Origin of the sequence: Psychromonas antarctica (genome assembly GCF_022267535.1) — a bacterium.
GTDB lineage: Bacteria > Pseudomonadota > Gammaproteobacteria > Enterobacterales > Psychromonadaceae > Psychromonas > Psychromonas antarctica.
Genome location: NZ_JAHNZV010000049.1, coordinates 1 through 20,247, shown reverse-complemented (window position 1 = coordinate 20,247; position 20,247 = coordinate 1). Strand labels below are relative to the sequence as shown.

The window sequence follows — 20,247 nt, the reverse complement described above, 5'->3', positions numbered from 1 at the left end:
CTTAATAAGTATAGTAATAAAAGATCTTTAAAGATCTATATATACTACTAATATTAATGTTTTGATCTTATATTGTGTTCAGACTTTCCTTTAATCGTGAAAAGAGTAAAATCCCCCCCTGTCTTTTTAACTTCTAGTTTTGGAATATTGATGAATTACCACGAACATTTTGATGTCATTGTCATCGGCGGAGGTCATGCTGGTACAGAAGCTGCCGCTGCCGCTGCTCGTATGGGAATGAACACGTTATTACTGACCCATAATATTGAAACATTAGGTCAAATGTCATGTAACCCTGCTATTGGTGGAATTGGTAAAAGCCAGTTAGTTAAAGAGGTCGATGCATTAGGTGGTTTAATGGCTAATGCTATTGATAAGTCAGGTATTCAGTTTAGAACACTTAATTCAAGTAAAGGCCCTGCTGTTAGGGCTATACGAGCCCAAGCAGATCGCATTTTGTATAAAGCTGCAATCAGAGAAAAACTTGAAAACCAGGATAATTTAAAAATATTTCAGCAAGAAGTTGAAGATCTTATTGTTAAAAATGATCGCGTTACTGGTGTAGTAACAAAAATGGGTGTTAAATTTTCATCTACAACCGTTGTTCTAACGGTAGGCACTTTTTTAAATGGTTTAATTCATATTGGATTGAAAAATTACAGTGGCGGTAGAGCGGGCGATCCTGCTTCAATAGGTCTAGCTAGTCGTTTAAAAGATCTTCCTTTACGGATGGACCGATTAAAAACAGGCACGCCCGCGCGTATTGATGCTCGTAGCATTGATTTTTCAGTTTTAGAAATGCAGCATGGCGATAATCCAACACCTGTCTTTTCATTTTTAGGCGATCGCAGTGAACATCCTAGACAGATCCCTTGTTTTATAACGCATACAAATGAAAAAACTCATGACATTATTAGGAAAAACCTAGACAGAAGCCCAATGTATACTGGTGTTATTGATGGTATTGGTCCCCGCTATTGCCCTTCTATTGAAGATAAAATAATGCGTTTTGCTGATAAAAACTCACATCAGATATTTGTGGAACCGGAAGGTTTAACTACGCACGAGGTTTACCCTAACGGTATATCAACCAGTTTACCTTTTGATGTTCAAGTTGATTTTATCCGTTCTATGAAAGGTTTTGAAAATGCATTTGTTACTCGCCCAGGCTACGCAATAGAATATGATTATTTTGATCCGCGCGATCTTAAATCAACATTAGAAAGTAAATATATAAACGGTTTATTTTTTGCTGGACAAATTAACGGTACAACTGGTTATGAAGAAGCAGGTGCTCAAGGTTTATTAGCAGGTATGAATGCTGGCTTAATGGTACAAGATAAAGAAGGCTGGTGCCCTAGGCGTGATCAGGCTTATATTGGTGTTTTAGTTGACGATCTTTCAACGCTTGGCACAAAAGAACCCTACCGTATGTTTACTAGCCGAGCTGAATACCGTTTATTATTACGAGAAGATAATGCCGATGCGCGTTTAACAGAAAAAGGTCGCGAACTTGGTCTTGTCGACGACGTTCGTTGGAAAGCATTCAGTGAAAAGCAGGAATCTATCGCAGTTGAACTGCAACGCTTACAAAGTATATGGGTTAATCCTATGTCCGAGAATGCACCGCAAATTAACGCATTGCTAAAAAATCCGATGCAAAGAGAAAGTACACTTGAAGCGATGATTCGACGCCCAGAAGTAACTTATGCTGGGCTAATGTCTGTTGATGGATTAGGCCCTGCAATAGAAAATGTACAGGCGGCAGAGCAAGTTGAAATAAAAATAAAATATCAAGGTTACATTGATCGCCAATTAGATGAAATTGAAAAATTAAAACGTCATGAAACGACCTTATTAGCAAATAATACTGATTATTCATCTATTAAAGGTTTATCCAATGAAGTGACTGCAAAATTAAATGATATTAAACCTGAGAATATTGGGCAAGCTTCTCGAATTTCAGGTATAACGCCAGCTGCTATATCTATTTTATTGGTTCATTTAAAGAAAAACGGTTTAATACGTAAGGTTTTATAAAATGAGTTTGCTAGAAGAGTTACAAATATTGCTCGATAAAACGGAACTTGAAGTAACCGATATTCAAAAAAATCAGTTAGTTCAATTAGTTGAATTACTATTTAAATGGAATAAAGCATACAATCTAACAGCTGTAAGAGATCCTAAACAGATGTTGGTTAAGCATATAATGGATAGTATAGTTGTGTCACCACATCTGCAGGGGAATCGTTTTATTGATGTTGGAACAGGTCCTGGTTTACCTGGTTTACCTTTAGCAATATTAAATCCTGATAAGCAGTTTGTTTTGTTAGATAGCTTAGGTAAGCGTTTACGATTTATACGACAGGCTCTTTTAGAACTGGGATTAAAAAATGTAACTGCCGTTCAGAGTCGCGTCGAAGAATATAATCCCGAACATAAATTTGATGTGGTACTGAGTCGCGCATTTGCCTCACTTGGGGATATGTTGTTTTGGTGTAAACATTTACCTAATGAACAAGGACATTTTTTGGCACTTAAAGGCCAGTTTCCTGCGCTAGAAGTTGCAGCGTTAGATAATAATTTTGAATTTATCGAGTCTATATCCTTAGATGTCCCAAACCTTGATGGTGAGCGTTGCTTAGTTAAAGTTAAACGTGTTTGATCTGTTGTATTAATAATTCAATTTAATTTATAAGTAGGTTTTTGTGGGTAAAATAATTGCAATCGCAAACCAAAAAGGCGGCGTAGGGAAAACAACTACCTGTGTCAATTTAGCTGCTTCTATGGCTGCAACAAAGCGCAAGGTATTGGTGATTGATTTAGATCCACAAGGTAATGCGACAATGGGCAGCGGTATTGATAAATATGAAGTTGCTCATACTGCTTATGATCTACTGATTGAAGAATTATCACTAGATAAAGTTGTCGAAACGGAAACATCTGGCGGTTATGATCTTGTCGCGGCTAACAGTGATGTGACTGCTGCTGAAGTTAAATTAATGACTTTTTTCTCTCGGGAAACAAGATTACGGAACGCTTTAAAAGATTACAAAGATAAATATGATTATATCTTTATCGACTGCCCTCCTTCATTAAATATGTTAACGGTCAATGCAATGGCTGCTGCTGATTCTGTTTTAGTCCCTATGCAGTGTGAGTATTATGCATTGGAAGGATTAACAGCTTTGGTCGATACCATTAGTAAGTTAGCTTCTGTGGTGAATTCAGATCTTAAAATAGAAGGGATCCTACGTACGATGTATGATCCACGCAATCGCCTGTCTACCGATGTATCGGATCAACTTAAAAAACATTTTGGTGAAAAAGTATACCGGACTATTATTCCACGTAATATTCGTCTTGCAGAAGCCCCTAGTTTTGGTAGCCCTGTTATATATTACGATAAAGCCTCTGCTGGCGCTAAAGCGTATTTAGCATTAGCTGGAGAAATGCTTCGCCGAGAAGAGAAACGTGCGCAAGTTAGCATAGAAACTGTTTAAATAGGAATGAGCATGTTAGGGAAAAAACGAGGTTTAGGTAAAGGGCTGGATTCTTTATTAAGCAGTAGTACAGTGAATCGTACAAAGCAGGTTTCTCATGACTTTAACGCTGAAAAAACGCAACAGTTAGTTGATGGTGTTAAAGGCGCGTTAAGGGATATTGATATTGAGTGTTTACAAGGCGGTAAATATCAACCTCGTCGTGATATGTCTGCAGAAGCACTTGACGAATTAGCTAATTCAATTCATGTACAAGGTATTATTCAACCTATAGTGGTTAGGGAAACCGGGTATCAAAAGTATGAAATAATAGCAGGTGAAAGACGTTGGCGTGCGGCTAAAATAGTAGGTTTAAAAAGTGTTCCCTGTTTAATTAAAAATGTTGAAGATGATGCTGCTATCGCCATTGCATTAATTGAAAATATCCAACGTGAAAATCTTAACGCAATGGAAGAAGCCATTGCATTTAAACGTCTTTTAGAAGAGTTCGATTTAACCCATGGTGAGGTCGCAAAAGCGGTCGGTAAATCGCGCACTACTGTTAGCAATCTATTACGTTTAAATAATTTAAATGAAGATGTGAAACTATTGCTCGAGCATGGCGATATTGATATGGGGCATGCTCGCGCCTTGCTAAGCTGTAATGAAGGAGTGCAATCAGAAATAGCTAAAGTTGTTGTTGCAAAATCATTAACAGTTCGTGAAACTGAGCGGTTAGTTAAAAAAAAATTAAATCCTCAATCGATTAAAGAAACCCCTCCTCCTTGTGATAAAACAAAGCAAATAATTAATACTCTTCAGGATAAATTTGGATTATCTGTAACCGCTAGAACTGGTAAGAAAGGTTCAGGTAAGCTGGTGATAAACTACAGTTCTCTAGCCGAGTTAGAGGTTTTTATGATGAAAATTGATGTGAATCAATAAATGTTAACGCTAAATATTAGCTGTTGAAAGTTTAGTTGTTTTTTAATTACATGTATTGTAATTTATTTACAGTTACTACGCGCGTTAGTTTAATTTTTAATATAATGTTAAATATGTAATATATGAATAACTTATTATATCAAGACGCGTTGTATGAATTGCACTGCTTTGTGGGTATAATTTGAAAATGTTTTAATCTGTGTTATTGAAATGATGAATAAAAATTTCTTTCATATTTTAAACAGTAAAAAGGAAATCATAATGGTTGATAAACTTGCCAAAAAAAGTCTGAAACCTGGGCTATATTTGTTAGGTTTTCAATTGTTACTTGTGCTTTTTATTGCACTGATTTTGACAGTGTTCTTCTCAGTTAAATCGGGGTATTCAGGTTTTGCTGGTGGGATAACTTTTGTACTTCCTAATTTAATTTTTGTTTTAATGGCTTTTACTCATGCTGGTGCTAGTAAATCAAAATTAATAGTTAGGGGGTTTTTCGTTGGAGAGGCTATCAAAATATTTTTCACTGTCATTCTACTGAGTGTGTTTTTGAAATATGGAGTGTTATCGTTAAGCGCATTTTATATTTCTTTTTTACTCTTGGTTATATCTCAGTGGTTAGCGCCTTTCTTTTTTGACTATAATAACGGGATGAAAAATGACCGCTAAAGATGAAGTATTAACTTCTTCCGGGTATATCCAACATCATTTAACAAATGCACAAATGTGTACTGTTGATGGCAGTTTTGCATTTAACCATGCATGTACTGATGCTGGATTTTGGACTTGGCACATTGATTCTCTCCTGTTTTCAGTTGGTTTAGGGGTTCTGTTCTTATTTTGTTTTTACAGAATAGGACAAAAAGCAACATCCGGTGTTCCTGGTAAACTTCAATGTGCGACAGAAATGTTATTGGAGTTTGTTAATGGCGCGGTAAAAGATTCGTTTCACGGTCGTAACCCTGTTATTGCACCTTTAGCTCTTACAATATTTGTCTGGATTTTATTGATGAATACTATGGATCTAATACCTGTTGATTTTATCCCTGAAGCCGCTAAACACTTTGGTATTCCTTACCTTAAAGTTGTACCAACAACCGATATGAATGTTACTTTTGGATTGTCATTAAGTGTATTTGTGTTGATTGTTTTTTACTCTATCAAGGTAAAAGGATTTAAGGGATTTGTTAAAGAACTAACCCTGCAACCTTTTAATCATTGGGCATTTATTCCAGTTAATTTTGTATTGGAAACAATTTCTTTGATTGCGAAGCCGATATCTTTATCACTTCGTTTGTTTGGTAATCTGTATGCTGGCGAGTTAATCTTTATTCTAATTGCATTACTGCCTTGGTGGACTCAAGCGGCACTTTCTGTGCCATGGGCGATATTCCATATTTTGGTAATTGTGCTACAAGCTTTTATTTTTATGATGCTGACGATTGTTTATCTCAGTATGGCTCATGAAGATCATTAAATTTTAATCAAATAACTTTAAATATTTCGGAGAAAAAAATGGAAATTATTATCAGTTCTACGGCTATCGCTGTTGCACTTATGATTGGTCTTGCTGCATTTGGTACAGCGGTTGGTTTTGCTATCTTAGGTGGTAAATTTTTAGAAGCATCAGCACGTCAGCCTGAACTTGGTCCTGTTCTACAAACTAAAATGTTCATTGTTGCTGGTCTACTTGATGCTATATCGATGATTGCAGTTGGTGTAGCACTATTTTTCGTATTTGCAAATCCATTTCTAAGTCAACTACCTGCTTAATAACAGATCCTAATTAACTCAATTATTAAGGAGCCGTTATGAATATAAACGCAACCCTATTAGGCCAAGCAATCGCTTTTGCTATGTTTGTTTGGTTCTGCATGAAGTTTGTATGGCCACCATTAATTTCTGCGATAGAAGATCGTCAAAAGAAAATAAATAATGGTTTAACGCAAGCTGAACGAGCAGGAAAAGACCTTGAATTAGCTAAAGCTAAAGTAGCTGAAAAGTTAAAAGAAGCAAAAGTACAAGCTGCTGAGATTATTGATCAAGCGAATAAGCGTCGTGCGCAAATTGTTGAAAAAGCAAAAACTGAAGGTGAACTTGAGCGTGATAAAGTCATAGCTCAAGGTGTTGCTGAAGTTGAAGCTGAACGCCGTCGTGCTCGTGAAGAACTATGTCAACAAGTAGCTGTGCTTGCAATTGCCGGTGCTGAGAAAATAATTAAGCGTTCTATTGATAAACAAGCGAACAGCGACATTATTGATAAATTGGTTGCTGAACTATAAGGAGCGAACTCATGTCTGAATTGACTACGGTAGCTCGTCCTTATGCAAGAGCTGCTTTTGAATTTGCCGTTGATAATAACAATATTGAAGCTTGGTCTGAAATGTTACTTTTTACCGCTGAAGTAGTTAAAAATCCAACGATGGTAAAAATATTAACAAGTGATAAAACTGCACAAGAGCTAGCCAAAATTTTTATTAATGTTTGTGAAAACCAACTCGACGAGAATGGTCAGAACTTTATTAAAACAATGGCTGAAAATGGACGTTTGAGTGTTTTACCTCGCGTAGCGCAACTCTTCGCTGACTTAGAAGATGAGTATAAAAAACAGATCGATGTAATTATTGTTTCTGCTTATGCTCTCTCTAAAAAGCAAAAAGATGAGTTGAGTCAATCGTTAGAAAAGCGTCTCGCACGAAAAGTAAATCTAAATTGTAGTATTGATAAAACCCTGATTGCCGGAATGGTAATTACTGCGGGTGACTTAGTGATCGATAGCACGGCTAAAGGTCAACTAGCTCGATTATCCAATGCTTTACAATCTTAATGGGAAATTGGCATGCAACTGAATTCCACTGAAATAAGCGACCTTATCAAGCAGAGAATTGGAAAATTTGAAGCGGTAAGTGAAGCGCGTAACGAAGGTACAATCGTTTCTGTCAGCGATGGTATTATTCGTATCAATGGCCTTGCTGAATGTATGCAAGGTGAGATGATTGAATTACCAAATGGTAGTTTTGCTATGGCACTTAACCTCGAGCGTGACTCGGTAGGTGCTGTTGTTATGGGACCTTACCGAGATATTAAAGAAGGACAAAAAGTTAAGTCAACTGGTCGTATTCTTGAAGTTCCCGTAGGTAAAGGTCTGTTAGGTCGTGTTGTAAATACACTAGGTGAACCTATTGATGGTAAGGGCCCGATTGAAAATGACGGATTTTCTCCCATTGAAGTCATTGCACCGGGTGTTATTGATCGTAAATCCGTTGATCAACCCGTGCAAACTGGTTGGAAATCAATCGACTCTATGGTGCCAATCGGCCGTGGTCAACGAGAATTAATTATCGGTGATCGCCAAGTTGGTAAATCGGCTATTGCGATAGATGCAATTATTAACCAAAAATCAACTGGTTTATACTCAATCTATGTTGCTATTGGTCAAAAGGCGTCAACTATTGCCAATGTAGTACGTAAACTTGAAGAGCATGGCGCACTAGAAAACACGATAGTTGTTGTTGCCTCTGCTTCTGAAACGGCTGCACTACAGTATCTTGCTCCTTATGCTGGTTGTTCTATGGGTGAGTATTTCCGTGATCGCGGTGAAGACGCATTGATAGTTTATGATGATCTTTCTAAGCAAGCGGTAGCTTATCGTCAAATTTCACTGTTATTGAAACGTCCACCAGGTCGCGAAGCTTATCCTGGTGATGTTTTCTATCTTCATTCACGTCTTCTTGAGCGAGCATCTCGTGTTAGTGCACATTATGTTGAAAAGTTCACTAAAGGTGCAGTGAAAGGTAAAACTGGTTCGTTAACCGCATTACCTATCATAGAAACGCAAGCGGGCGATGTATCTGCATTTGTACCTACTAATGTAATATCTATTACTGATGGTCAGATCTTCTTAACGACTGAGCTGTTTAATAACGGTGTTCGTCCAGCAGTTGATCCTGGCATATCTGTATCGCGAGTGGGTGGTGCTGCGCAATGTAAAGTGATTAAAAAACTTGCTGGCGGGATCCGTACTGCACTTGCTCAATACCATGAATTAGCGGCGTTTGCACAGTTTGCTTCAGATCTTGATGATGCAACGCGTAAACAGCTTGATCATGGTAAAAAAGTGACTGAATTAATGAAGCAAAAACAATATGCTCCAATGTCAGTTATTGAACAGGCGTTATCACTGTTTTCAGCAGAGAAAGGTTATCTAAACGATGTTGATGTTGATAAAGTGTTAAGCTTTGAATCATCTCTAATCTCTTATGCTAAAACTGAGCATGCGGAGTTCTGTGCTCAAATTAATGAAACAGGTGATTACAGCAAAGAAATTGAAGGTCAATTCAATTCGATATTGGAAACTTTCAAAGCGACGCAAACCTGGTAATTAGTTAGCTACTCAGGTAGTTAATTAATCATTAATTAGGAGCTAGAGAATGGCCGGCGATAAAGAAATTCGAAATAAGATCGCGAGTGTTAAAAACACTCAAAAAATTACGGGTGCCATGGAAATGGTTGCTGCATCAAAAATGCGTCGTGCGCAACAGCGTATGTCTAGCAGTCTTGGTTACGCAAACACAATGCACAAAGTGATTGGTCATATCGCACTTGGTAAATTGGAATATCACCATGCTTATCTTGATGAAAGAGAGATAAGTCGTGTTGGTTATATTGTTATTTCAAGTGATCGTGGTTTATGTGGCGGTTTAAATATTAACTTATTTAAACCTGTTATAGCGGCAATGAAAAAACACTCTATAGAGGGTGTTGGCGTTGATTTAGCTGTAATAGGTTCTAAAGCGACTACATTCTTCAATGCATTAGGTGCTAACGTAATTGCACAAACCTCTGGTTTGGGTGATTCACCAACTATCAATGATTTAATTGGTTCGGTGAAAATTATGTTAGATGCATATAGTGAAGGTAAAATCGATCGTTTGTGCATCGTGAACAATAAATTCATTAATACCATGGTTCAAGAGCCAACAATCAGTCAATTATTACCACTGCCTAAAGCAAAAGGAGATAAAGAAGTTGCTTCCGATTGCTGGGATTACATTTACGAAGGTGACCCAAAAGCTATTTTGGATAAATTATTAATTCGTTATGTGGAATCTCAAGTGTATCAAGGTGTTGTTGAGAATTTAGCCTGTGAGCAGGTTTCTCGTATGGTGGCAATGAAAGCTGCTACCGACAATGCTAATGACTTGATTGATGAGTTACAACTTGTTGCCAATAAAGCACGTCAAGCTGGAATTACTCAGGAACTTACTGAGATTTGTAGCGGTGCTGCTGCGGTATAATAAAATTAATAAATTTTAGAGGATCAGAGATGAGTACAGGTAAAATCGTTCAGATTATCGGTGCTGTTGTGGATGTTGAATTCCCACAAGAAACTGTACCGAATATATACAGTGCATTGATCGTGACTAAAAAAAATCTAACAATGGAAGTGCAGCAACAAATTGGTGGCGGCGTTGTTCGTTGTATCGCCATGGGTGCTTCTGATGGTTTAAGTCGTGGTTTAGAAGTAACAGATACAGGCAAAGCAATTACAGTACCGGTTGGTCTGGCTACATTAGGCCGTATCATGAATGTATTGGGTGAGCCGATTGATGAGTGTGGGGAGATCGGTGCAACTGAGCATTACGAAATTCATCGCACCGCGCCTTCTTATGAAGAGCAATCGACCTCTGTCACAACGCTAGAAGTTGGTATTAAAGTTATCGACTTAATTTGCCCTTTTGCTAAAGGTGGTAAAATAGGCTTATTCGGCGGTGCTGGTGTTGGTAAAACTGTTAATATGATGGAGCTTATCAATAATATTGCAGTAAAACATTCTGGTTTGTCTGTTTTTGCTGGTGTTGGCGAGCGAACACGTGAAGGTAACGATTTCTATTTTGAAATGCAGGAAGCGGGTGTTGTTAATCTCGAAAAACCTGAATTATCGAAAGTAGCAATGGTTTACGGCCAAATGAATGAGCCACCAGGAAACCGTCTGCGTGTAGCACTGACGGGTCTGACGATGGCTGAACGTTTCCGTGATGAAGGTAAAGATGTATTATTGTTTATTGATAACATCTACCGTTACACTCTCGCTGGAACAGAAGTATCAGCGCTACTTGGTCGTATGCCTTCTGCCGTTGGTTACCAACCAACACTTGCAGAAGAAATGGGTATGCTTCAAGAGCGTATTACTTCAACTAAGACAGGCTCTATTACGTCAATCCAAGCAGTATATGTCCCTGCCGATGATTTAACAGATCCATCACCCGCGACGACTTTTGCTCACTTAGATGCAACAATTGTGTTATCTCGTAATATCGCATCGCTCGGCCTTTACCCTGCAATCGATCCCCTTGATTCTACTTCGCGCCTACTTGATCCTTTAGTTGTTGGTCAAGAACATTATGATATTGCCCGTGGCGTGCAGACTATCTTGCAGCGTTATAAAGAGCTTAAAGATATCATTGCAATTCTCGGCATGGATGAGCTTTCTGAAGAAGATAAGCTGATTGTATCTCGAGCACGTAAGATTGAGCGTTTCTTAACTCAACCTTTCCAGGTTGCAGAAGTGTTTACCGGTATGAAAGGTGTTTATGTATCTCTGAAAGACACATTAGCAGGCTTTAATGGTCTCTTAAATGGTGACTATGATGATGTTCCTGAGCAAGCTTTCTTATATGTCGGCTCTGTTGAAGAAGCGGTAGAAAAAGCGAAAGGCTTATAATAACCGGAGGTTACTATGACTAAAGCTATGACTACACATTTAGATGTTGTAAGTGCTGAAACATGCCTTTTTTCTGGTCGTGTTTCACATCTACAGGTATCTGGTCAAGAAGGTGAATTAGGTATTATGCCTGGTCATACACCTCTATTAACCGCCATTAAACCGGGCATGGTTCGTTGGATAAAGCAGCATGGGGATGAAGAAGTCATTTACATCTCCGGTGGTTTTATCGAAGTACAACCTGGTGGTGTGACGGTGCTTGCGGATACTGCTATTCGAGGTGTTGATCTTGATTTGGCCAAAGCAAAAGAGGCAAAAAGAGCTGCCGAAGATAAAATGTCTAACCCGAGTCAGGATATTGATTATGCACTTGTGACTGCCCAGTTGGCACAAGCGATTGCACAACTACGAGTTATTAAATTAACGCGTAAGTGATATTTTAACTTTCTGTTAAAAAGGTGACCTAAAGGTCGCCTTTTTAATATTTAAAAAGCCCATTAAAAGCATGTTTTTAAATGACATAACCTCAACTATGGAAATAGCTCAGCTGTATCGACTTGCATATCCCGAGCTGAGGTTACTAAGCTTTATTTTATACTGGTACATTACATACTTTATTCATTTTCTCCAACCAAGTTGGTAATTCATTTTTCCCTTGCTCTGATATTTCATAAATGCCCCGCTGCACCTTATTAAACCAATCGTAATAGTTTTGATTTAACATGCTGGTGGCCTGCGGTTCATCAATTGCCTTTTTAACTTCCGCCCCTTTTGCGCTTGTTTGTTGGCAAAGGTATTGTGCAATCCGGATACAGCGCTGCCGATATGCGGTTAAGCCCGCCTCTCTGCGAGTCGATCCTCCTTTGTGCGTATCGCCTACTCGGTTGGCAAACTCTTTCAATAAAGCCTGCTGCTTGCGTTTGTCTTTACGCGGCTGATAATCTTTAGGATCGTTAATCACTTCAACATATTGTTGTGCTTTTTGTATATCCACTATAATTAGACCTAAACCCAATCGCGCGATCAGTTTTTTAACCTGTTTAGGCTGTTTTTTGAAAAGAGAACATTGCTTGGGAATAGCGATATATACAATGTCAGCTAAAGTAAAGCGTTCAACTGCTTGTAATAATAGCGTGATATTGAGATTTAATTTTAGCTCTATAATGATTAGTGAATCGTCTTTTTTAGCAACAATATCGCAATCTTTAATCTCTCCTTTTACCTCATAACCTAAATTACTCAGAAAATATTTTATCGGCAAGTAAAGATCACTTTCCTTAATTTTTTTATCCACAAAAGATCCCAATGATTATATTTTGATTGAATATATTAATCGCTTTTTGTTTTAGGTTAAAGAGTCTACCCTGTTGCCGTCTGGTACCTGACAACAAGCGCTGTAGTCTGTGTTATTTAAAAACACAGCAGGTAAATAGCGATTATTCAAGCCTTTGTTTAAAATGGAATAGATTATAAAAGACAACGCACTAGGTTTCTTTATGTTATTTTTTATGACGTTACATGCAACACATTGTGATCGATTCCCTAGTGATTTTTTCTTGGATAATTGCCCTTTAAACCTCTAGCGTTACACCAGTTCGAGTGTTTCGCCCGCTTGGTCATTCGATGCTGAAAATAAGCGGTAAAATGACGATAGAGTGAAGTCATTAATCTGATGAAGGGTTCCATCGACAGTGGGCGTGGTTGGGACTGAGGCCATTAATACGCCTTTATTACCTAACTGAGTTAATAGGTGAGTTACCATTTTTTGTGGCTTCCGCAGATGTTCTATGGTTTCTAAACTTATTATAGTATCAATGGCTTGAATATCATCCACGTCTTTAATTCATAAAGTAAAGTCCATTGCATTTCCACATTCATAACGTAAGTTATTCGCATGATAATGCTGCAAATGAATATAGAGCACCTTTTGATGTTTTTTTTCTTTAAGGTTAAGTTGCTTTGGGTATATTCGTTCCAAAGAATGTTTTGCTATCACTTTATCTTGCAGTGAATCCATTAACAAGTCTCGTCATCATTAATATTGGGAGTATATCCAAGGGAATTCAGATATTAATATTAGTTATTTGTAGGTACTAGAGCTTGCTTATTTTGCTGTTTGCCTCGGGTGAACCTGAACGTTTTCAATCAAGGATCCAAGAATGCGGTTTATTTATTCTAAATGAGCGATCCGCAAGCCGAGAGAGATGAATATCCCTTGTTGTAGAGATACTTAATAGTGGGGCTAAATGTAGTGATGAAGTTAAAATATAAGTAAATATCATTATTAGTCATGTGAATAAGGAATTGTTAAATTTTTTTTCTGATAAAATAGGACATAGACCCATTCTCTTGCTGAATTATTTGATCCGGCTACCTAGGGCTGATTGTCATTGGTATAATTGTCTGCTACTAGGTATAATGATAGCAATTTTTTATAACCAACTCGAAGCCGAAATTATGCAAAAATTCGATACGAAAACATTCCAAGGGCTGATTCTTGCACTGCAAGATTTCTGGGCTCGCCAAGGTTGTGCTATTGTTCAACCCCTTGATATGGAAGTGGGTGCTGGCACATTCCATCCGCAAACATTTTTACGCTCTATTGGTCCTGAGCCGATGAGCAGTGCTTATGTGCAGCCATGTCGTCGCCCTACTGATGGCCGTTACGGTGAAAACCCTAACCGTCTACAGCAATACTACCAATTCCAAGTTGTTTTAAAACCCTCACCAAAAAACATTCAAGATCTATATCTACAATCACTTGAAGAGATTGGCATTGATACCTCTATCCATGATATCCGTTTTGTTGAAGATAACTGGGAATCGCCAACATTGGGCGCATGGGGTTTAGGCTGGGAAATTTGGTTAAATGGTATGGAAGTCACTCAATTTACTTACTTCCAGCAAGTAGGTGGTTTAGAGTGCTCACCTGTTACCGGTGAAATAACTTATGGTCTTGAGCGTATCGCTATGTATGTGCAGGGCGTAGAAAGCATCTATGATCTTGTCTGGACTGATGGCCCGATGGGCAAAGTGACTTACGGTGATATTTTTCACCAAAATGAGGTTGAGCAATCTGCTTACAACTTTGAGCATGCTGACGTTAATGCTTTATTCGCACAGTTTGATCAATGCGAAAAAGATAGTCAAAAACTGATAGAAGCGGGTTTAGCTCTACCAGCCTATGAGCAAGTAATGAAGGCATCTCATGCTTTCAACTTACTGGATGCTCGTCATGCTATTTCGGTTACTGAACGTCAACGTTATATATTACGAGTACGTGCATTATCAAAAGCGGTTGCTGAAGCCTACTACACAAAGCGTGAAGCGCTTGGTTTCCCACTTTGCAAATAATAAGATTAATATAGAGGCAAATTTCATGTCACAAGAAAATTTACTGATTGAACTGGGAACTGAAGAGTTGCCACCAAAATCATTACGTAAACTTGCTGAATCTTTTGCAAGTAACGTTGAAGCTGAATTGAATAGAGTAGAATTGTCATTCGATAGTGTTCGTTGGCTAGCATCACCACGTCGTTTAGCGTTAGTTGTTACTAACTTAGCAGATGCACAAGCTGACAAAATTGTTGAAAAACGTGGCCCCGCTGTCAATGTCGCCTTTGATGCTGCAGGAAAAGCAACTAAAGCGGCTCAAGGCTGGGCGCGGTCGAATGGTATCAGTGTCGAACAAGCAGAACGATTGGTAACGGATAAAGGCGAGTGGTTATTGTTTAAGTCTGAAGCTAAAGGACAGACGGTTGCTGAATTAATTCCTACGATTGCAGCCAATGCGCTTGCTAAGTTACCGATTGCTAAACCGATGCGCTGGGGTTCAGAAAGTACGCAGTTTATTCGCCCGGTGCATACGGTTTGTTTGGTGTTTGGTAATCAGTTGATTTCTGCGAAATTATTAGGTGTTTCATCAGATCGTATTATTCGTGGCCACCGTTTCTTAGGCGAAGCACAATTGACGCTGAATCATGCTGATGACTATGAGCGCTTATTGGATGATAGCGGCAAAGTGATTGTTGATTATGAACGTCGTAAGGCTATTATTCGCGATCAAGTTGAAGCGGTTGCTGCACATGAAAATGGTGTTGCGGTAATAGATGATGCGCTTCTTGAGGAAGTGACTTCATTAGTTGAATGGCCTGTTACGCTGGTGGGCTCTTTTGATAAAAAGTTCTTAGATGTTCCCTCTGAAGCACTTATCTACACCATGAAAGATAATCAAAAATATTTTCCTGTATTAGATCAAGCGGGAAATTTATTACCGCGTTTTATCTTTGTTTCCAACATTGTTAGTCGCGATCCTTCACAGGTGATTAGCGGTAATGAAAAAGTCGTACGTCCGCGTTTAGCGGATGCTGAATTTTTCTTTGAAACAGATAAAAAGAGAACCTTGGCAAGTCGTTTAGAGTCTTTATCCAGCGTATTGTTCCAAAAACAGCTGGGTACACTTAAAGAGAAATCTGAGCGTATTGCCAATATTGCTGAAGATATAGCCGTGCAGATTAAAGCGAATACTAAACATGCACAGCGTGCAGGGCTATTATCCAAAACAGATTTAATGACCGATATGGTGATGGAGTTCCCAGATGTTCAAGGTGTTATGGGGATGTATTACGCCAAGCATGATGGTGAAGATGATGAAGTTGCTATCGCCCTAAATGAGCAGTATCTGCCGCGTTTCTCAGGTGATAAATTGCCGACCTCTTTAGTTGCTTGTGCTGTTTCTTTGGCCGACAAACTCGATACTTTAGTGGGTATTTTTGGCATTGGTCAGGCGCCTAAAGGTGATAAAGACCCCTTTGCCCTTCGCCGTGCGGCGATTGGTTTGTTGCGTATTATTACGGACAAAAACTTAGATCTCGATATTGTTGAATTGGCTGAGATAGCTAAACTGCAATACGGTGATAAATTAACGAACGATGATGTCGTTAATGATGTCGTTGATTTTCTGTTTGCTCGTTTCCGAGCAACCTATCAGGCGAATGGTTTCTCTGTAGAACTGATTCAATCGGTTTTAGCACGTCGTCCAACTAAACCTGTGGATTTTGAAAAACGCATTCAGGCAGTCGCTAAGTTTCAAACTTTACCTGAAGCAGCCCCCATTGCAGCAGCTAATAAACGTATCGGTAATATCTTAGCGAAAGTACAAGGGGAAGTTAATGCAGATCTAGACCCCTCACTATTCGAAAATGATGCAGAAAAGGCATTAGCTGAAATATTAGAGGCCCTAGAACGCAAGCTAACGCCTTTATTTGCTGCGGGAGAGTATGAGGTCGCATTGTTCTCCCTTGCTAGCCTACAGACGCCAGTCGATGCTTTTTTTGATAATGTCATGGTGATGGCTGATAATGATGCCGTAAAACAGAACCGTTTAGTAATATTAAGTCGCTTACGTAATCTGTTTTTACAAGTGGCTGATCTTTCCGTTTTGTAATTCATTAGTTAACCCTTGCTGTTTTTATTCGATGGCAATGGGCAATAAATAATAAAAAGCTCAGTTTTCACTGGGCTTTTTTGTCGCATTTTTAATAAGTTTGTTATCACAGAAAAACTAAGATATAAATTTTTTACTGCTCTGTCTATAAATTTATAATGTTTCACGTGAAACCGAACGCTAAAAAACAGAGGAAATAAAATGCCTTACTCAATATTTGGAAATAAATTCACCCAGCACTCGGGTATCACTGAATTGATGGATGACCTAAATGAAGGTGTTCAAGGGGGGGATGATATTTTAATGTTAGGAGGTGGAAATCCGGCCACTATTGCAGATATTCAAACTCGTTTAACAGAGTTGATGCAGCAGTTATTAACAGAAGGTAAACTAATAAATACCTTAGCAAATTATGATGGGCCACAAGGTAAGAATAGTTTTATAGAGGCCTTAGTTGAGTTGTTTAATGATCTTTACGAGTGGAACTTGAGCTCCGATAATATCATGTTAACCAATGGTAGTCAGAGTGCTTTTTTCTACTTGTTTAATTTACTGGGTGGGAATTTTAGTGAAGATAAAAAGAAAAAAATTCTTTTCCCATTAGCACCTGAATATATAGGTTATGCGGATGCGAGCGTTTCTGAAAATGCTTTTATTGCTGTGCGTCCAAAAATAACGGAATTAGAAAATGGTTTGTTTAAATACAATGTTGATTTTGAAGCTTTAAAAGTTGATGAAAATATAGGTGCAATTTGTGTTTCTCGGCCAACAAACCCGACGGGTAATGTACTAACGGATGCGGAGATTGCAGCGCTTGATCAATTAGCTCGAAGTAATAATATACCACTGATTATTGATAATGCTTATGGGACTCCTTTCCCAAATATTATATTTTCCGAAGCCACACCTTTTTGGAATGACAATACTATATTATGTTTAAGCCTATCAAAATTTGGTTTACCTGGTGCGCGCTGCGGCATCGTTATTGCCAATCCCGAGATTATCAAGGCAATGTCTAACCTTTCTGGAATTATGGCACTTTCCCCGGGTGGTATCGGTCCAGAAATTGTTCTTCCGTTGGTTAAAACAAAAGAAATCATTACACTTAGCGATAATGTGATTAAGCCTTTTTACCAACATAAAGCAGAGAAAGCGATTGTTTTATTACAAGCCAAAATAAGCACTCCCAATTTTAAAATACATAAAGCAGAAGGTGCTATTTTTCTTTGGTTATGGTTTAAAGAGTTACCTATCACATCCAACGAACTCTATAAGGTGCTAAAGAAAAAAGGGCTACTTGTTGTTTCTGGCCACTATTTTTTCCCTGGCTTGGATCAGGACTGGCAACATACTCAAGAATGTATTCGTCTCAATTATGCACAGGAAGATGATGTTGTTGAAAGAGGTATTACTATCTTAGCGGATACAATTAATGCGCTTTATGCTTAGCAGTTATATTTTCTTTTAGGTTTATGCTTCACGTGGAAATGAGTTTGGTTAATCATTCTAACTAAAATCTGATATTCAGATAGTTAATCATTTGTCAAAAACGGTTCCACGTGAAACCGTTTTAAAGATGTTATTTCTTAATATTTTTGATTTTATTAATTGTGTTTTAACTGATTGATTAAAGTATTGAGGGATACGCTTACCTGTGTAAGTTTGTCACTTGCAACCAGTACCCGTTGCATATTCCCGGTAACTTGAAGCGCTTGTTGTTGTATTTCTAAAGTGCTTTCAACGACACACTCTGCCGTAAGGGATTGCTGCTCTGTGGCTGCTGCAATGCTTGTATTGAGCTCTAAGATGGTTTCTACCGCCACAACGACTGGCGAAAGAGTGTGTTGCACAGTAAGTGTGTGCTTTACATTATCATTAGCGTAATTACTTTGTAACTGTACTGCCGAATTGGCATATTTTGCCGTTTTAACTAGATTGACAATAATAGTCTTAATTTCTTGAGTAGAAATGGCTGTACGTTGTGCAAGCTTTCTAACTTCGTCGGCCACTACTGAAAATCCTCTACCGTGTTCACCAGCTCTAGCGGCCTCTATTGCCGCATTTAAGGATAGCAAATTAGTCTGCTCTGCAACATTGTTGATAACATCTAAAACAGATTCAATCGCATTACTATCTTTCTCAAGTTGTTGCATAAAACTACTTAAAGATAAAATCCCATGTGATAACTGTTGTGTCTTATCACTGGCTATTTGTAATTTTTGATTGGCATCTTGCATTGCAACATTGGCATTTTGAGTGCTCAATGATGCGTTTGCTGCACTATTAGCTACTTCAGAAAAAGAGCTTGATAACTCTCTGATTGATTGTACTACGCGTGCTGTTTGCTCATTCTGTAACGCTGAAGTAGAGGTGGCACTATTGGATATTAACTGCATCTCTTGAACAGAGGATAAAACCAGATCTGCTTGTTGCTGAAGTTTATCTATCATTTTTTGCAAATATGTTTGTAGTTCAACACCTGCTTTTTTTACTCTTTTTATTTCTTGAAAATCAATTCTACTGTTTATTTGTTTATCAAAATCACCTTGAGCCATTCCACTAAAGAAAGGGGGAAGTTGCGATAAAAAAGAAAAAGTTAATTTTTGAAGTATAAAAGATAAAATAAGAAGTAATATAATGAAACTTAGTGTCGTCAGCACCGCAAATAAGACTTGTTCACTAATTGTTGTTTTTATTTGTGATACTTTTTTATTAAAAAGCCCAAACTGTAGACTTAAATTATCCAATGCACTGATCAGGTCGTGTCTACTTTTTTGTACGTTTTCTTGCATTAGTTCAGTATTATTGAGTTCTTTTAAGTAACGTTGATTAAGGGAGTTTAAACTACTGCTACTCTCCTCTCCTAAGTTTACTTCTTCTGGATCAAAGTCATCTTCATCTGCTTTTTGGATAATCCCGAGATCGGGCAGTTTATTTAATTTTTCAGTTAATGTTGTCAGGCTGATATTTTCTTTGACCAATGATGCTTTTATTTGTGGATTTTTTGTTTCAAAAAAACGTTGGCGCAGTATGCTGATGTTTTGCAGTTTATGAGAAAGCTCTAAGAGAATTTGCAAATAGCTTATCTTGTCCTGTTCAGTCACTTTTGAACGACCAACATAAGTCATTAAACTCTTGATATCCCCGCCTCTTCCTTGTTCATTATTAATTAATAAGGCGCTTGGATTGGCAGATAGTTTTCCAGCTGCGCGTACACTTAAAATACTACTATCAAGTGCCTGAATATGTTCTTTGATATTTTTGTTTTCTGATTCAGAAAGCCAATCTACTTTTTTATTGGCAAGTTGAGCCAAAGTCGTTTGTGCACTGTGTAATAAATTTGCATCTCCAGAACTAAGATATCGTTCTAATGTGATACGGATTTCAGTGTCAATAATACCTTTGTTTTTATAGAATTCTTGACTGATCTGGTAGGGACTATCCATTTTTTTCCATCCCCAAGCGCCAATTAAAATCAAACTGATTGTAAATAGAATAATTAAACTTGAAATACTGTGGCTTACTGTTTTTAACTTCATTTTAACATTCCCAAATAATAACAACTTTACTCATTAGATGTGACTTATTTAGGCGCTGGGAAAGACAATAATAACAATATGCTTATTTGGTAACTCATTGTTTTTATATTATAA

At 37.9% G+C, this 20,247-nt stretch carries 20 protein-coding genes; 16 read left to right on the top strand and 4 right to left on the bottom strand.

Annotated features, from left to right (window positions below):
* The first annotated feature begins 147 nt into the window (after nt 1–147).
* The 13 genes from mnmG to KSO91_RS10975 all read left to right on the top strand — a co-directional run bounded on the left by mnmG (nt 148) and on the right by KSO91_RS10975 (nt 11,583).
* Nucleotides 148–2,040: a tRNA uridine-5-carboxymethylaminomethyl(34) synthesis enzyme MnmG gene (gene mnmG, locus KSO91_RS11035; RefSeq protein WP_275113971.1), complete on the top strand. Its 1,893-nt coding sequence runs from the start codon at nt 148–150 to the stop codon at nt 2,038–2,040.
* A gap of 1 nt (nt 2,041) precedes the next feature.
* Entirely contained in the window at nt 2,042–2,665 is a 624-nt protein-coding gene (gene rsmG / locus KSO91_RS11030; RefSeq protein ID WP_238743055.1) for a 16S rRNA (guanine(527)-N(7))-methyltransferase RsmG, read from the top strand.
* A 43-nt stretch (nt 2,666–2,708) separates the two neighbouring features.
* Nucleotides 2,709–3,503: a ParA family protein gene (locus KSO91_RS11025; protein WP_238743054.1), complete on the top strand. Its 795-nt coding sequence runs from the start codon at nt 2,709–2,711 to the stop codon at nt 3,501–3,503.
* A gap of 12 nt (nt 3,504–3,515) precedes the next feature.
* Nucleotides 3,516–4,427 carry a ParB/RepB/Spo0J family partition protein gene (locus KSO91_RS11020; RefSeq protein WP_238743053.1) on the top strand — a complete coding sequence of 304 codons (912 nt, stop codon included), beginning with the start codon at nt 3,516–3,518 and terminating at the stop codon, nt 4,425–4,427.
* Nucleotides 4,428–4,688: 261 nt separating this feature from the next.
* On the top strand, nt 4,689–5,093 hold the full coding sequence (locus tag KSO91_RS11015; RefSeq protein WP_238743052.1) for an ATP synthase subunit I: 405 nt from the start codon (nt 4,689–4,691) through the stop codon (nt 5,091–5,093).
* A complete protein-coding gene (atpB, locus tag KSO91_RS11010; protein WP_238743051.1) occupies nt 5,083–5,901 on the top strand; it encodes a F0F1 ATP synthase subunit A in 819 nt (272 codons plus the stop codon). The genes KSO91_RS11015 and atpB overlap by 11 nt, the downstream gene beginning before the upstream one ends.
* Nucleotides 5,902–5,939: 38 nt before the next feature.
* A complete protein-coding gene (gene atpE / locus KSO91_RS11005) occupies nt 5,940–6,197 on the top strand; it encodes a F0F1 ATP synthase subunit C (RefSeq protein WP_238743050.1) in 258 nt (85 codons plus the stop codon).
* A 38-nt stretch (nt 6,198–6,235) separates the two neighbouring features.
* Nucleotides 6,236–6,706: a F0F1 ATP synthase subunit B gene (atpF, locus tag KSO91_RS11000; RefSeq protein ID WP_238743049.1), complete on the top strand. Its 471-nt coding sequence runs from the start codon at nt 6,236–6,238 to the stop codon at nt 6,704–6,706.
* 11 nt (nt 6,707–6,717) lie between these two features.
* Nucleotides 6,718–7,251, top strand: a complete 534-nt coding sequence (gene atpH, locus KSO91_RS10995; RefSeq protein WP_238743048.1) for a F0F1 ATP synthase subunit delta — start codon at nt 6,718–6,720, stop codon at nt 7,249–7,251.
* A gap of 12 nt (nt 7,252–7,263) precedes the next feature.
* Nucleotides 7,264–8,805, top strand: coding sequence for a F0F1 ATP synthase subunit alpha (gene atpA / locus KSO91_RS10990; protein WP_238743047.1), 1,542 nt, complete (start codon nt 7,264–7,266; stop codon nt 8,803–8,805).
* Nucleotides 8,806–8,854: 49 nt separating this feature from the next.
* Nucleotides 8,855–9,721, top strand: a complete 867-nt coding sequence (gene atpG, locus KSO91_RS10985) for a F0F1 ATP synthase subunit gamma (protein ID WP_238743046.1) — start codon at nt 8,855–8,857, stop codon at nt 9,719–9,721.
* Between the two features lie 29 nt (nt 9,722–9,750).
* The gene (gene atpD / locus KSO91_RS10980) at nt 9,751–11,148 is read left to right on the top strand and encodes a F0F1 ATP synthase subunit beta (protein ID WP_238743045.1); all 1,398 of its coding nucleotides are present in this window, start codon (nt 9,751–9,753) and stop codon (nt 11,146–11,148) included.
* 15 nt (nt 11,149–11,163) lie between these two features.
* Nucleotides 11,164–11,583: a F0F1 ATP synthase subunit epsilon gene (locus KSO91_RS10975; RefSeq protein ID WP_238743044.1), complete on the top strand. Its 420-nt coding sequence runs from the start codon at nt 11,164–11,166 to the stop codon at nt 11,581–11,583.
* Nucleotides 11,584–11,740: 157 nt separating this feature from the next.
* Here KSO91_RS10975 and KSO91_RS10970 read toward each other — a convergent pair whose 3' ends face one another.
* The 3 genes from KSO91_RS10970 to KSO91_RS10960 form a co-directional block, all read right to left on the bottom strand.
* Nucleotides 11,741–12,442 carry a DUF2161 domain-containing phosphodiesterase gene (locus tag KSO91_RS10970; protein WP_238743043.1) on the bottom strand — a complete coding sequence of 234 codons (702 nt, stop codon included), beginning with the start codon at nt 12,440–12,442 and terminating at the stop codon, nt 11,741–11,743.
* A gap of 291 nt (nt 12,443–12,733) precedes the next feature.
* On the bottom strand, nt 12,734–12,982 hold the full coding sequence (locus KSO91_RS10965; protein WP_238743042.1) for a class I SAM-dependent methyltransferase: 249 nt from the start codon (nt 12,980–12,982) through the stop codon (nt 12,734–12,736).
* A 9-nt stretch (nt 12,983–12,991) separates the two neighbouring features.
* Nucleotides 12,992–13,165 (bottom strand): hypothetical protein, encoded by a 174-nt coding sequence (locus KSO91_RS10960; protein WP_238743041.1) that lies wholly within the window; start codon nt 13,163–13,165, stop codon nt 12,992–12,994.
* Between the two features lie 440 nt (nt 13,166–13,605).
* Between KSO91_RS10960 and glyQ the strand changes: the two genes are divergently transcribed.
* The 3 genes from glyQ (at nt 13,606) to KSO91_RS10945 (ending at nt 18,043) form a co-directional block, all read left to right on the top strand.
* Nucleotides 13,606–14,502 (top strand): glycine--tRNA ligase subunit alpha, encoded by an 897-nt coding sequence (glyQ, locus tag KSO91_RS10955; protein ID WP_238743040.1) that lies wholly within the window; start codon nt 13,606–13,608, stop codon nt 14,500–14,502.
* A 25-nt stretch (nt 14,503–14,527) separates the two neighbouring features.
* Nucleotides 14,528–16,594, top strand: coding sequence for a glycine--tRNA ligase subunit beta (gene glyS, locus KSO91_RS10950; protein ID WP_238743039.1), 2,067 nt, complete (start codon nt 14,528–14,530; stop codon nt 16,592–16,594).
* 201 nt (nt 16,595–16,795) lie between these two features.
* Complete coding sequence (locus tag KSO91_RS10945; RefSeq protein ID WP_238743038.1) at nt 16,796–18,043, top strand: valine--pyruvate transaminase; 1,248 nt, start codon at nt 16,796–16,798, stop codon at nt 18,041–18,043.
* A gap of 155 nt (nt 18,044–18,198) precedes the next feature.
* Here the strand turns inward: KSO91_RS10945 and KSO91_RS10940 are convergent, their stop codons facing one another.
* On the bottom strand, nt 18,199–20,133 hold the full coding sequence (locus tag KSO91_RS10940; protein WP_238743037.1) for a methyl-accepting chemotaxis protein: 1,935 nt from the start codon (nt 20,131–20,133) through the stop codon (nt 18,199–18,201).
* Between the last annotated feature and the right edge of the window lie 114 nt (nt 20,134–20,247).